This is a genomic window from Nitratireductor sp. XY-223, from assembly GCF_004959855.1.
Lineage (GTDB): Bacteria > Pseudomonadota > Alphaproteobacteria > Rhizobiales > Rhizobiaceae > Hoeflea_A.
The window spans coordinates 233,736-246,301 of record NZ_SPNT01000004.1; the positions used below are offsets into that span (position 1 = coordinate 233,736).

Here is a 12,566-nt window from a genome sequence, read left to right on the forward strand (position 1 = left end):
GGATTTTATTGTTCAACATCAATCGCTAAGATGTGCCGGCAACGTGAAATTCCGGATTGAGCGCGCGGGCCATGTACGACCCAAAGGGAAACGGCAAAGACAGATCGGTTGAAAACGTTCAGTTTCTCGAAGCCGAACCGCCTGAACATCTGCGCGGCATTGTCCATCGGTTTCTGGAGCTGCGCACGCTTTCTCCATTGTCGGACGACTATCGCTTCCACGCCCTGCCGGACGCGTGCACCTATGTCGTATTCGATCAACGCGATCCGGGCGTCACAGGGGTTACCAGGCTGCGGGCTTCCTCCGAGGAGCTCAATCTGGGCACGTCCTTCCACTTTCTCAACATCCGGCTTTTGCCGGGTGTGTGGCAGGGCGGCCGTGACGAGACGTCTTATGGCCTCATACATGACGCCTACACCGGCAGCCTGCCGCTGATCGCCCTCAACCGGTCGCTGGCGGGGAAGGATTTTGCGGCAAAGCAGTCGGCATTGTCCGAATTCATCGAAAGCCTGGTCGAAAGCGGGCGGGTTGTCGCCAACAGGGTCACGGAAAGGATTTTTCAGCACCTCGACGACATTCACTCGGTCGCCGACATGGCGGCAGTGTCCGATTTGTCGCCGCGCCAACTGCAACGGGTCCTGAAGAAAACGACGGGCTTTTCCCCGCATGACTTCCTCAAGGTGCTTCGCCTGCAGCAGTCGTTGAACGGCGAGCCTTCCCTCGCCTACGCCGACCAGTCCCACTTTATCCATTCGTTCCGCAAGGCGACGGGCTATACGCCCGGAAAGTACGCCAGGAAGTTCGATGTCTGATATCTACAATACAGACCGGTAGCGGCTTGGTAGCCGATGGGCATATGCGACAACGAACAGGAGTTGGTTATGTCCAAAATGAACGCCGTTGGATGGTTTGATATCTACGTAAACGACCTTGATCGGGCGGTTTCCTTCTATCAGGCCGTGCTCGGCTGCACACTTGAGCCAATCGGCGATCCGACGGGCGAAAGCCGGATGATGAGCTTTCCCGCAGACATGAGCGCCTACGGCGCAGGCGGCGCATTGACGAAATCGGACCATGCCTCTCCCGGAACCGGCGGGACCGTCGTCTATTTCTCGTCGGACGACTGCGCGCTCGAGGAATCGCGCGTCGCGGCGGCCGGGGGAAACGTGGTCCGGCCGAAATTCTCGATCGGCAAATTCGGCTGGGTGACGCTGTGCCAGGACACCGAGGGCAACATGTTCGGCATCAGCTCCATGGCCTAGCGGTGGTTCGCCGGGCACACAGCGCGACTTTGCCGCTGCCTTCAAGGTAATTGACCTATCGCACAGCGGGGATCGAGTTATCGGCGACGTCCAACGCGGCCGCAGCAATCTCGCCATAGGCGGCGATGTGGTTCTCGCGGCGCATCGTCAGGATTCTTCGGCACAGTGTCGCCAATTCAGCGGGAATCTGGCCAAGTTCTCCCTGGCGGGTAACAAGCCAGATCGTTCTGGACAGCGATACGTGGGGGAACCGATGGATACTCAGGTCCTGCGGCTGGAGCTGGGACTCGAACAGGCACAGCGGTGTCATGATGGCCCAGCCCCGGCCGGCGCGGACCAGTTCGCCGATCGACCAGGAGCTGTCGAACTCCGCCCGGCGTGGAATGTCGATGCGCAGGCGGCGAAGATGCTGGTCGATCTTCGGGCCCATGACGGTATGGGTGTTGTAGCGCAGTAGCGGCAGCTCCTCAGACAGCTTCTCCAGGTCATCCGGCCCCTTTTCCATCGTCGGCGGAGCAACGATCAGATGGGTTTCGGTTGCCAACGGGTGCCGCTCGAGACCGGACACGCCCTCCAGCGCGTCCGCGGTCATGACCACGTCGACCTCCTGGTTCAAAAGGGCCTCGTTCTGGTCGAAGCTCAACCCGGTCCGCAGCGAGAACCGGTCTTGCCACATTCCGACGTGCGACCGTTCGAACAGTTCGGGAAGCAATGTGCCGGCGAGCGAGTTGATAACCGCAATGCGCAGGTCCGGAATACGGCTGCTGCCGAGCGCGCGGACCGTCCCCCAGGTTTCGTTTGCAATACTGAGGAGGTGGTTGGCCCTTGCCTGCAGGACCAATCCCGCCGCGGTCAGCCTGAACGGCCGCACGCTGCGATCGAACAGGGCCGTGTCCAGCATGTTTTCGACCTGCTTGATCTGCTGCGAGATTGCGGCCTGCGAGATTCCGAGCTTGGCGGCCGCCCTGGACATGCTGCCGGTTTCGGAGGCCGCGATGAAGATCTCCATAAAGCGTAAAGTGATCGGGTGTCTCAATGAAGCAATCCCGGTTTCGGCGTTGTCGGTTCGGCACCGATGCCTCGTGTGCTGCAATTACACACTATAAGTACATCTTATACTTTCATAAAGACCAGATTTCTCGACGGTCGCTATACTCTCTGCGTTTTGGGTTTAAGCGGTTGTCAGTCGGAACACTGGGCCTGGACACCAGACCGGCCTGTGGGCGCGAGTGTTTCGGCTGGCAACAGGGAGAACGGTATGTCGAAATGGTTTGCAACAATCTGTACGGTGTTTCTTTGCCTCGTAGCGGGTGCGGGTGCATCTTTGGCAGACACCTACGAGGCCATCAAGAAACGGGGAAAGATCGTTGTTGGTGTGAAGGCGGATTACCGCCCTTGGGGATACCGTGATCCATCAGGGGAACTGGTGGGTCTTGAGATCGATATGGCCAAGGATCTGGCGGACACGCTGGCTGTGGATCTGGAACTGGTCCCGGTGGTCGGTTCCAATCGCATGGAGTTCCTCAACCAAGAGAAAATCGACATCATCATCGCCACAATGGGCGACAACATGAAACGGCGCAAAGTCGTCACCATGATCGAGCCCAATTATTATGCCGGCGGCACAAACATCATCGCCTCGAAAGCGGCCGGATTTGAGAACTGGACCGACCTGAAGAACCAGAAGATCTGCGGCATCCAGGGTGCTTATTACAATCGCCGCGTGCTGCAGCTCTACAAAATAGATCTCGTGGCCTTCAAGGGTGTGCCCGAGGCGGTCAATGCGCTGCAACAGGGCTCCTGTGTCGGTTTCGTCTATGACAACACCTGGATCGAAAAAACCCTTGCGGAAGGCGGCGAATGGGAAGCATACGAGATGCCCTTTGAAACCGAAGATCCCTCGGTCTGGGCCATCGGTGTGCGTCATGAGGATGCCGATTCGCCCTTTGGGCTCATGGTGAAGGGCAAGGTGGCCGACTGGCATCGCACCGGCTGGCTGCTCGAACACGAACAGAAATGGGGCATCAAGCGGAGCCCGTTTCTCGTGGAAATGAACGAAGCGCTGAAAACCCGCGCAAAGTAGCAGCGGTGCGTAGTTTGCAGGCGTTTGCAGGTTAAACAGATCGGGTGGGCGGTCAAAAAATTTCGCCCCCGGCCAACCGCCCGGTTCTGTGGACAGCGGGTCTCCCATCGACCCGTTGTCCTTAATTTCCGATTAGATCCGGGAGCAGCCACGACAAATCTGTCCGGATCCGCATGATGACAATTCCGGGCCGTCGTTTTGGGAGTGATCATGGAGGCGATCTGGTCTTGGTTCGAGTGGCTGTATGAGGCCCACGGCGTCAATCTCTCGATCTTCTACGATTCCCTCGATCGCGATCGGTTCTTCTTCGGGCTGCTGACCACGATCAGGCTTTCGCTGATCTGTATTGTCGCCAGTGTCGTGATCGGAGTTGTCGGCGCGTGGCTGCAGACCTCGCGTTTCAAGTGGACCTCCAGGCTCGTTCAGGGATACATCCAGTTCTTCCGCAACACGCCGCCGCTCGTGCAACTGTATTTCTTCTTCTTCGCGATTGGTGGCGTGTTGCCCAAGGTGCCCGATGCCTCTGGCCACATGGTGCCGCCCATTGGCAATTTCACCTGGGCTGCCATATCGCTGTCGTTCTTCGCCGGTGCCTTCAATGTCGAGATTTTCCGCGCCGGCATCGAGGCGGTTCCGAAATCGACCAGTGAGGCGGCCGAAGCGCTCGGCTATACGCGCCTCCAGTCTTACATCTATATCATCCTGCCGCTGGCCTTCCGCGTGTGCCTTCCCTCCCTCAACAACAACCTTGTAAATCTCGTGAAGACCACGACGCTTGCCTATGTCATCGCGGTTCCGGAACTGCTGTACGTTTCCAGCCAGATATGGTCGGATCAGTTCAATGTCCGCGAAATGATGAATGTGCTGTTGTTCACCTATGTCGGCCTTGTGGCGGTGCTCGTGTTCATGATGCACCGCTGGGAAAAAACGCTGAAAATCCCGGGTTACGGCCGATGAGCGGCGCGCGGAAACACCGGTCTGTCGGCGGCACGGGCAATCTTGCTGTCCTGAAACCCTTCAGCCTGCACAATGCGGCGCCGTCCGCATGGCGGCTGCAGCCGGGGCACGGCTATATGCTCTTTGCAGCTCTGGTCCTGTTTGTGCTGGTCGGAGAGGTTCAGGCGGCACCGGCAAGGCCATCGATCATCGCCACCATGTGGAAGTGGACCCCTTTTCTTCTTCAGGGGTTTGCCTTCAACATCCTGATCAGTTTCGTATCGATCATCATCGGCACCATGGCCGGTGCGGCGCTGGGACTCGGGCAGATTTCAGTTTCCCGACCGATACGCGCGGTCTCGTGGACGGTAACGCAGTTTTTCCGCAACGCCCCGTGGCTGGTGCTGCTCTTTTATTGCATCTTCCTGATCCCCTTCGAGTTCGAGCTTTTCGGCGTGACCATTCCGTTCCCCGCCTGGATCAAGGCGGTTATCGGTCTGTCGCTGCCGGTCATGGCGAATTTCTCTGAAATCGTGCGCGGCGCGGTCCAGTCCATTCCGGACGGCCAGTGGGAGGCGGCTGAAAGCCTTGCCTATACGCGCCGTCAGACGCTGTGGCTGATTGTTTTGCCGCAATGTATCAAGCGGATGCTGCCGCCCTGGATGAATCTTTATGCCGTTCTCACCATGGCAACCCCGCTTGTGTCCATCGTTGGCGTAGGGGAAGGGATGACAACCACCGGAGAAATCCTGGCCGCCGAGAACCGCAGCGATCTTCTCATCCCGTTTTATATGTATCTGTTGTGCCTGTTTTTTATCTACTGCTACCCGATTGCGCGCTGGACCATCAGCCTGGAGCGCAAGTTTGCCGTCAAGATCTAGGGGAGATCCGATTATGGCTGAGAGCGACTGGACTCCGGATCAGCCCATGGTCAGCGCGAAAGACGTTCACAAATCCTTCGGTGCCCTGGAGGTGCTCAAGGGCATCTCGCTGGACGTCATGAAAGGTGAGTGCATCTGCATCATCGGGCCGTCCGGCTCCGGCAAGTCCACCTTCATTCGCTGCATCAACGCGCTCAACCCGATCAATTCGGGCTCCATTCTTGTCGAAGGCCAGGAGGTGAACGACCCGCAGTTGGACAAGCTGGAACTGCGCAAGAAGGTTGGCATGGTCTTCCAGCAATACAACCTGTTTCCGCACAAGACCGCGCTTCAGAACATCATGATGGCGCCGATCAAGGTGCTGAAAGAGGACCGGGACGAGGTGGAGCAGCGCGCCCGGCACCTCGTCAAGAAGGTACGGCTTGACGGCAAGGAAGACAGCTATCCCGGCGAGCTTTCGGGCGGACAGCAGCAGCGCGTAGCGATAGCCCGGTCGCTGGCCATGCGCCCGGATGTCATGCTGTTCGACGAGGTCACCGCCGCGCTCGATCCCGAAACCGTCAAGGAAGTTTTGTTGACGATCCGCGAACTCGCCGAAGAAGGCATGACCTGCATCCTGGTCACCCATGAAATGGGCTTTGCCCGCGAAGTCGCCAATCACGTCTATTTCACGGATCGCGGCGTTATCGTCGAACACGGCCCGCCGAAAACCTTCTTTACCGAAGCCGAGGATCCAAGGACGAGGGAGTTCCTCAGCCAGATTCTGTGAGGCCGGTTCAAGGCCCTACCTGAGCAGGAGGCAGACAAAAATGGAAAGCCACAGTCGCGTCGTGGTTATCGGCGGCGGCGTTGTCGGATGCAGCGTCCTTTATCATCTGACAAAGGCGGGGTGGCGTGACGTCATGCTGCTTGAACGCGATGTCCTGACTTGCGGTTCCACCTGGCACGCGGCAGGCGGTATGCACACGCTCAACCTCGATCCGAATATCGCTCGGCTTCAGAGCTACACGATCGATCTTTACAGGGAGATCGAGCAGTTTTCCGGCGAGGACTGCGGCATTCATCTGACCGGCGGCCTGATGCTTGCAGACAACGCCGAGCGCCTTGACTGGCTCAAAACGGCCCATGCACGAGGGCGCGGCCTCGAACTGAACACTCAAATCCTGTCCGCCGAGGAAGCGGCCGGTCTGTTTCCGATGATGGATCCGGCGCATTTCGTTGGCGCACTGTTCAGTCCTCTCGAGGGGCATGTCGACCCGTCCGGCGTCACCCGCGCCTATGCCAAGGCTGCGCGTATCAACGGCGCGATCGTCCAGGAAAAGACAATGGTGAAGGACCTTGTGCAACGTACAGACGGCACTTGGGACGTCGTCACCGACAATGGAACGGTCCATGCCGAACATGTCGTCAATGCCGGCGGTTTGTGGGCGCGCGAGGTGGGCCGGATGGTCGGCCTCGAACTGCCGGTCCTGGCCATGGAACACCACTACCTGATCACAGAGGACATGCCGGAGGTCAGGGAGATCAACGCCGAAACGGGAAAGGAAGTCCTCCATGTGATCGATTTCGGCGGCGAAATCTATATGCGCCAGGAGCGCGGCGGCATGCTCATGGGCACTTACGAGAAGGCTGCGGTTCCGTGGGCGCCGAAGCAGACGCCCTGGGACTTTGCCGCAGAACTGCTTCCGCCGGATATCGACCGTCTGCTGCCGTCGCTCGAAATCGGGTTTTCGCATTTCCCGGCCTTCAACAAGGCGGGCATTCGGGAAATCATCAACGGGCCATTCACATTCGCACCGGACGGCAATCCACTCGTTGGGCCGGTTCAAGATTTGTCTAATTTCTGGTGCGCCTGCGGTGTCATGGCCGGTTTTTCGCAAGGTGGAGGCGTGGGTCTCGCGCTTTCCAACTGGATGGTTGAAAACGACCCGGGCTTTGACATCTGGGCCATGGATGTTGCCCGCTACGGGGATTTCGCGACGCTCGCGTTTACGAATGAAAAAGTCAGGGAAAACTATTCCAAACGATTCTCCATTGCATACCCGAATGAGCAACGCCCCGCTGCGCGACCCCTGCGAACGACACCGATCTACGACCGGCTCGATGCGCACAACGCGGTTTGGGGCGCGGCCTACGGGCTGGAAACGGCCCAGTGGTTCCAGCAGCCGGGCAAGCCGCCGGTGGAAGACCTGACATTTGGACGTTCGAACGCCCACGACAGAATTGCGGATGAATGCGCAGCGGTACGAAACACAGCCGGCCTGATCGAAATATCCGCGTTTGCGAAATACGAGATTGCCGGACGCGATGCGGAAACGTGGCTATCGTATATGCTGGCAAACCGGCTGCCGGCGGTCGGGCGGTTGACGCTGTCGCCGATGCTCAACCATCATGGCAAACTCATCGGCGACTTCACTGTCGGTGCGCTTGACGAAAACCGCTATTGTGTCTTTGGAGCCGGTGTCGCAGAAAACTATCACATGCGCTGGTTCCGGGAACACCTGCCCGAGAAGGGAGTCGAACTCCGCGCGCTTGGCCTGGATTTGGTTGGCGTTTCTGTCGCGGGTCCAAATGCGCGGCGGATCCTGGAACATGTTGTTGACGAGGATATCTCGCCCTCAAAATTCCGGTTTCTCGACCTTCGCCGCTGCGATATCGGCATGATTCCCGCACTCGTCGGGCGCATCAGTTTTACCGGAGACCTCGGGTTCGAGATCTGGGTCAAACCGGAATATCAAAGGGCATTGTTCGATCTGCTGATGAAAGCCGGTGCGGAGCATGGAATGCGGCTGGTCGGCACACGGGCGCTCAACGCTCTGCGCCTTGAAAAGAGCTTTGGGTCCTGGGCGACCGAATACCGGCCTGTCCATGGTCCGATTGAGGCCGGGCTCGGACGCTTTGTTTGTTTTGAAAAAGGCGATTTCATCGGACGTGCGGCCGCTGAAAGGGAACAACGCGGCAATGAACCGCGCAGACTCGCAACGTTTGCGGTCGATACGGCAGATGCCGACGCGGCGGGGGATGAACCGATCAGGAGCAATGGGAAAATTGTCGGCGCGGTCACGTCCGGTGGCTATGCCCACTATTCGCAAACATCCGTCGCAATGGGTTACATCGAAGCCGAGGCCGCTGCAGCCGAAATGTTCGAGGTGGAGATTTTGGGCGACTGGCGCCCTGCGCGTCTCTTGCACAAGCCTCTGTTCGATCCCGAGGGCAGCCGCATGCGCGGCTGAAAGGCGCAGTCGCCGCCGCACTCTCAATCAGCCTCCGGTACAGCCGTCGCGTCCGCCCTGCACCTGCGGAATTCGCCATAGGTGCGCACCAGCGATACGGCGAGTCTTTCGAGCGTCTGTTGCGAGATGTCGAGCTGGCCCTGCGTGATCTTGTCGAGATCGTCGGCGATGCGCGCGAGATCGTCGCGCACCGAGCGGATTTCGTCCTTCGTCTCTTTGTCGAGCAGCGATTGCGGATCGTGGAGCACGCCAGCGACCTGCTGCTCCAGGCGCTCGAACTCGGCATAGGCGCCGTCGATCTGGGCGAACAGGCGTTTCGCGTCCTCGTCGATCTCGTGCAGCACGCCGGTTTTGACCTCCGCCATGGTGTCGTCGACCAGTGCGCGGGTGGAGTTCACCAGGGTCAGTCCGGCGACCGTGGCGATAACCGCCAGTAGCAGCGTCGCGTTGAGGAGTGGCCGCAGGACGGTCCACGCCGCCGCGGCACCGCGCTTGAGGCGCTCTTGCCAGGTCCGGTTCATCGTTTAGCCCTCGACGGCCGCCGCCGGGCGGCAGTTTTCCGGCACGTTGCTGCCCGAGACCTTGAAGTCGTAGCAGGTCAGGAAACGCGGATGGTGGGCGCCGATCTCGTAGCCGGCAAGCGCGATGAGGCCGGTGATCGCGAAGACGCCGATGCGCAAACGCGGATGTGTCAGCCGGTCGATGTCGGGCACGGCGACCAGGATGAGAACATAGAGAAGATAGGGCAAGGTGACCGCGATAATCGCCATGTTGAGGCCCCATACGAGCCAGTCGCCCTGCTCGGAGGTGGCGAGATCCGTTCCCTGAAGGGCGGTCATCACCATCAGGACGCTCGGCAGGATGAGCACGAAGCGGCCGCGCCAGGACATGAACTTGGGCAAGGCGTCGATCGGCGGCACGAAAAGGCTGGCAACGAGCGCCACGGTGGAGGCGACCCAGACATAAAACAGGTGTTCGAAGAACACTGTGCCGAAGACGCCGTACCAGAAGGCGATGCCGAAGACGCCGGTCGAAAGGACGATGGCCGAAAGGACGAAGGCGCGTGCCTCTTCCGGCCTGACTTTGGCCTGTGATCCGATTACTGCTTCCATTTCATGACCCCTTTTTTGCGCGTTGCGCTTTGTCGGGAATCACAATGCCGGCCGGGCGGCGTTATCGGGAGTTAATCACGGTGAATCGGGCGGATCAAACACAAGGATAAGGCCAGCCTTGCGCCAGCCCTCCAGCATTTTTTTCTGCAGGTCATCCGGCAGGTGCCACAGGGCGAAGTTCCACTGAATGAACCCGGCATAGTGGGGCATGTCTTCCAGGATTTTCTCTGACAGCAATATTGTTTCGGCATCCCGGCCCAATTGGCCGAGGATCATCAGCTCGAACAGGCCCTGGCGGTCCCACAGGCTGTCGCCCATCAGCCTTGTCTCGGTCAGGGCGGCTTCGTAATTGTCGCGACGATAGTGATCAAGCACCAGTGCGGCGCGGTACCAGCCGGGCGGGCTGGGACTGAGGTCGATGGCCCTTTCTAGCAGTGCGAGGCCTTTTTCCCAGTCGCCCGAAAGGGCCTTGCAGGTGCCGAGATCGGCGAGCATGTCGGGGTAGTTGGGATTGAGCCGCAGCGCCTTTTCGGCCGCCGCCTCGAAGAGATCGAACTCGCCGCGGTGAAACCGCGTCAGGAACAGTGCGTAGTGACCGGTGGCGTTGGCCGGATCGAGGTCCGCCGCCTTCTGCGCGGCGTCAAGCGCCCGCTCCAGCGCGGGGCGGCCCGGCTTCAGGTTGAAGCCCGCACGCGCCTCGTCGCCATAGACGATGCCGAGCATTGCCCAGGCGCCGGCGTAGTCCGGATCGATGGCGACGGCCCGCTCCAGCAGCCCGACCACACGCTTGTGGTCTTCGGCGGTGGGCGCGCGCCAGTATTCCGATGCCAGCAACCGGCATTCATAGGCATCGAGTGCCCGGGTCCCGGCCCGGCGCCGCGCGCCGACGCGGTGGATGACGCCGAAAGGCTCGCCGATCTCGGCAGCGATCTGCGCGGCGATCTCCTGCTGGATGTCGAACAGGCTCTCGGCGCTCATCTCGCGGTCATAGGCATCGCTTGCCAGTTGCGCGCCGCTTGCCGCCTCGACCAGCCGGGCGGTGATGCGCAACTGATCGTTCCAGCGCCGCACGCTGCCTTCGAGTAGAAAGCCGACGCCGAGATCGTCTGCGAGTTCGCGCGGGTCGACCGGCCGGTTCTTGTAGCGGAAGGTCGCGTGGCGGGAGACGACCCGGATCTCGCGGAAGCGCGACAGCGCGTCGATGATCTCCTCGGTGAAGCCGTCGGCGAGAAACTCCTGTCCGGGATCGCCGGAGAGGTTATTGAAGGGCATGACGGCGACCGAGGTGCGGCGGCTCCGGTCGGGATCATCGCCGGGTGCCGACGCCTCGCCGCCGGTCTGCGGATCGAGCGCCAGCTCGAAGACGGGCACGTAGGAGCCCTTGGGAATAACGATACGCAGCGGATCGTCCCTGCCCTCGCCGGCATAGAACAGATCGAGCCGGGTGCGCAGCTTGCCGGCCTGCACGCGCACGATCGTGTCGATGGACGGGTCGAAATCCTCCGGCTTGTCGAAGACGTCGAGCCCGATGGCATAGCCCTTGAGACCGTCCTTGTTGCCGTCAAGCGCCTGGCGCACGACATAGTCGAGGAAGCGGGCAAGCCGTGTCGTCTCACTGAACTGACTGCTCGTCAGTATCCGTTCAAGCTGCTTTTCGACAATGCCGCGCTCGATCGGCGCCGTAGCTGTCATATCCGGGTGCCCTTCACCGTGACTCACTGATCTCGCCGGCCGGGTTGTGCGAGGTTCGGCCCATCGCAGTCAATCGATGAAATCCAACCAAAAGGAGCCCGTTATGGCAACCGCACCCAACTTTATCGAACAGGCCAAGATGCACCTCGACCGTGTCGGCGACGAACTTTCCGAAGTGGAAAAGAAACTCGCCACAGCCAGCGACAACGCCGACAACTGGACCGCCGAACAGGCCGAGAAGCTGAAGGCAGACTGGAACAAGGCCCGCGAGGAAATGGACACGATTGCCAAGCGCATCGAATCCGAGGGCGAGGACGCCGTCAATGACGCCAAGGCCAAGGCCGAGCGGCACTGGGACGCGCTGAAGTCCGCCGTCAAGACCTATCGCGACCACGTCGAGCGCGCCATTTCCTGATCCGTCGACCAGGCTTGCGCCGGCTGCCTCTTGCAAGGGGCGGCCGGCGTTTTGTTTTTGGCTAACAGCTATTGCTTCCCATTCAGTGCCCAGGGGCGGTGCATCCGGTTTGATCCCGGTCAACGAAACAATGCGCGTTTTCCGTTATCTGATCGTTCATGCCGAGGAGCTCTATGCCCATGAACACTGACAGGACAGGCCGGGTCGTATGGCACGACCTCTTTTCCCCGAGCGGTCCGCTCTCGATGTCCTTTTACGGGCGCGTCGCCGGCTGGAACTACGTGACGGAACACGCGAAAGACTTTGCCTGGGGCGGCGGAGAGAGGGACTTTGTCCTTGCCCTCTTCGAAGACGAGGCGGGTGCCGGGATCACCGAAACGCCGAAAGGCCTACGGGACGGTTGGATCGCCTATGTCGAAGTGGCCGATGTGGATGCCACCGCGGCACTGGCCGGGGAACTGGGAGGGGCGATCGTGCGGCCGCCGTTCGACGTTCCGGGAGTGGGCCGCAATTGCCTGTTGCGCGATCCGCTCGGGGCGCCTGTCGGCATCTCGATGTCACGCCACGGATTTCCGGTGCCGGAAAAGCAGTTCGGCCAAGAGATCTACCTGTCAGCGGGGGCGTCCTTTCCCGGCAGGTTCTACGACAGACTGTTCGGCTGGGAGGAATTGCCGCGCGACGATGGCTACGCCGGCGCTGTCCGAGGACCGTCGGGCGACAGGGTTGCGCTGATTCTCGGTGGAGGCGCTGCGCCCGGTTCCAACAGCACCTGGCTGCCCTGCATCAGGACCGGTTCGCTTGAAGCCTCGGTCGGCAAGGCAAAGGCATCCGGCGGTGTCGTTGTCAGCGGCGCGGAAGACAATTCGAGCCCGGCATCGCTTGCCTTGCTGCGTGACCCGAATGGCGCCCTCCTTTCCCTAATCGGCTCCCGCAGCTAGCGGGAGCGAACGGG

General features: G+C 60.4%; 13 protein-coding genes. 9 read left to right on the forward strand and 4 right to left on the reverse strand.

Features of this window, described 5'->3' with window-relative positions:
• The first annotated feature begins 71 nt into the window (after positions 1 to 71).
• Positions 72 to 812 carry an AraC family transcriptional regulator gene (locus E4M07_RS16320; protein ID WP_136659442.1) on the forward strand — a complete coding sequence of 247 codons (741 nt, stop codon included), beginning with the start codon at positions 72 to 74 and terminating at the stop codon, positions 810 to 812.
• A 69-nt stretch (positions 813 to 881) separates the two neighbouring features.
• Complete coding sequence (locus E4M07_RS16325) at positions 882 to 1,262, forward strand: VOC family protein (RefSeq protein WP_136659443.1); 381 nt, start codon at positions 882 to 884, stop codon at positions 1,260 to 1,262.
• A 55-nt stretch (positions 1,263 to 1,317) separates the two neighbouring features.
• Here the strand turns inward: E4M07_RS16325 and E4M07_RS16330 are convergent, their stop codons facing one another.
• Positions 1,318 to 2,298 (reverse strand): LysR family transcriptional regulator, encoded by a 981-nt coding sequence (locus E4M07_RS16330; RefSeq protein ID WP_136659444.1) that lies wholly within the window; start codon positions 2,296 to 2,298, stop codon positions 1,318 to 1,320.
• A 183-nt stretch (positions 2,299 to 2,481) separates the two neighbouring features.
• Here E4M07_RS16330 and E4M07_RS16335 point away from each other — a divergent pair, with 183 nt between their 5' ends.
• The 5 genes from E4M07_RS16335 to E4M07_RS16355 all read left to right on the forward strand — a co-directional run bounded on the left by E4M07_RS16335 (position 2,482) and on the right by E4M07_RS16355 (position 8,395).
• Positions 2,482 to 3,345: a transporter substrate-binding domain-containing protein gene (locus tag E4M07_RS16335; protein WP_206057292.1), complete on the forward strand. Its 864-nt coding sequence runs from the start codon at positions 2,482 to 2,484 to the stop codon at positions 3,343 to 3,345.
• Positions 3,346 to 3,555: 210 nt separating this feature from the next.
• Complete coding sequence (locus tag E4M07_RS16340) at positions 3,556 to 4,302, forward strand: amino acid ABC transporter permease (RefSeq protein WP_136659445.1); 747 nt, start codon at positions 3,556 to 3,558, stop codon at positions 4,300 to 4,302.
• Positions 4,299 to 5,162, forward strand: a complete 864-nt coding sequence (locus E4M07_RS16345) for an amino acid ABC transporter permease (protein ID WP_136659446.1) — start codon at positions 4,299 to 4,301, stop codon at positions 5,160 to 5,162. The genes E4M07_RS16340 and E4M07_RS16345 overlap by 4 nt, the downstream gene beginning before the upstream one ends.
• A gap of 13 nt (positions 5,163 to 5,175) precedes the next feature.
• Complete coding sequence (locus E4M07_RS16350; RefSeq protein WP_136659447.1) at positions 5,176 to 5,931, forward strand: amino acid ABC transporter ATP-binding protein; 756 nt, start codon at positions 5,176 to 5,178, stop codon at positions 5,929 to 5,931.
• A gap of 40 nt (positions 5,932 to 5,971) precedes the next feature.
• On the forward strand, positions 5,972 to 8,395 hold the full coding sequence (locus E4M07_RS16355; RefSeq protein WP_136659448.1) for an FAD-dependent oxidoreductase: 2,424 nt from the start codon (positions 5,972 to 5,974) through the stop codon (positions 8,393 to 8,395).
• A gap of 23 nt (positions 8,396 to 8,418) precedes the next feature.
• On the opposite strand, the gene E4M07_RS16360 is transcribed toward E4M07_RS16355, so the two are convergent.
• From E4M07_RS16360 to E4M07_RS16370, 3 genes are all read right to left on the reverse strand, one after another.
• Entirely contained in the window at positions 8,419 to 8,916 is a 498-nt protein-coding gene (locus tag E4M07_RS16360) for a hypothetical protein (protein ID WP_136659449.1), read from the reverse strand.
• 3 nt (positions 8,917 to 8,919) lie between these two features.
• Positions 8,920 to 9,507: a hypothetical protein gene (locus E4M07_RS16365; protein WP_136659450.1), complete on the reverse strand. Its 588-nt coding sequence runs from the start codon at positions 9,505 to 9,507 to the stop codon at positions 8,920 to 8,922.
• Positions 9,508 to 9,582: 75 nt separating this feature from the next.
• Positions 9,583 to 11,199 carry a hypothetical protein gene (locus tag E4M07_RS16370; RefSeq protein WP_136659451.1) on the reverse strand — a complete coding sequence of 539 codons (1,617 nt, stop codon included), beginning with the start codon at positions 11,197 to 11,199 and terminating at the stop codon, positions 9,583 to 9,585.
• Between the two features lie 103 nt (positions 11,200 to 11,302).
• On the opposite strand from E4M07_RS16370, the gene E4M07_RS16375 reads away from it, so the two are divergent.
• Entirely contained in the window at positions 11,303 to 11,614 is a 312-nt protein-coding gene (locus E4M07_RS16375; protein WP_136659452.1) for a hypothetical protein, read from the forward strand.
• A 179-nt stretch (positions 11,615 to 11,793) separates the two neighbouring features.
• Complete coding sequence (locus tag E4M07_RS16380) at positions 11,794 to 12,552, forward strand: VOC family protein (RefSeq protein ID WP_136659453.1); 759 nt, start codon at positions 11,794 to 11,796, stop codon at positions 12,550 to 12,552.
• Positions 12,553 to 12,566 lie beyond the last annotated feature (14 nt).

What these genes read in the sequence shown, in the direction of transcription:
- E4M07_RS16350 (WP_136659447.1), top strand. Translation starts at nt 5,176, where the DNA reads ATGGCTGAGAGCGACTGGACTCCGGATCAGCCCATGGTCAGCGCGAAA.
- E4M07_RS16340 (WP_136659445.1), top strand. Translation starts at nt 3,556, where the DNA reads ATGGAGGCGATCTGGTCTTGGTTCGAGTGGCTGTATGAGGCCCACGGC.
- E4M07_RS16370 (WP_136659451.1), bottom strand. Translation starts at nt 11,199, where the DNA reads ATGACAGCTACGGCGCCGATCGAGCGCGGCATTGTCGAAAAGCAGCTT.
- E4M07_RS16365 (WP_136659450.1), bottom strand. Translation starts at nt 9,507, where the DNA reads ATGGAAGCAGTAATCGGATCACAGGCCAAAGTCAGGCCGGAAGAGGCA.
- E4M07_RS16360 (WP_136659449.1), bottom strand. Translation starts at nt 8,916, where the DNA reads ATGAACCGGACCTGGCAAGAGCGCCTCAAGCGCGGTGCCGCGGCGGCG.
- E4M07_RS16345 (WP_136659446.1), top strand. Translation starts at nt 4,299, where the DNA reads ATGAGCGGCGCGCGGAAACACCGGTCTGTCGGCGGCACGGGCAATCTT.
- E4M07_RS16320 (WP_136659442.1), top strand. Translation starts at nt 72, where the DNA reads ATGTACGACCCAAAGGGAAACGGCAAAGACAGATCGGTTGAAAACGTT.
- E4M07_RS16325 (WP_136659443.1), top strand. Translation starts at nt 882, where the DNA reads ATGTCCAAAATGAACGCCGTTGGATGGTTTGATATCTACGTAAACGAC.
- E4M07_RS16380 (WP_136659453.1), top strand. Translation starts at nt 11,794, where the DNA reads ATGAACACTGACAGGACAGGCCGGGTCGTATGGCACGACCTCTTTTCC.
- E4M07_RS16375 (WP_136659452.1), top strand. Translation starts at nt 11,303, where the DNA reads ATGGCAACCGCACCCAACTTTATCGAACAGGCCAAGATGCACCTCGAC.
- E4M07_RS16355 (WP_136659448.1), top strand. Translation starts at nt 5,972, where the DNA reads ATGGAAAGCCACAGTCGCGTCGTGGTTATCGGCGGCGGCGTTGTCGGA.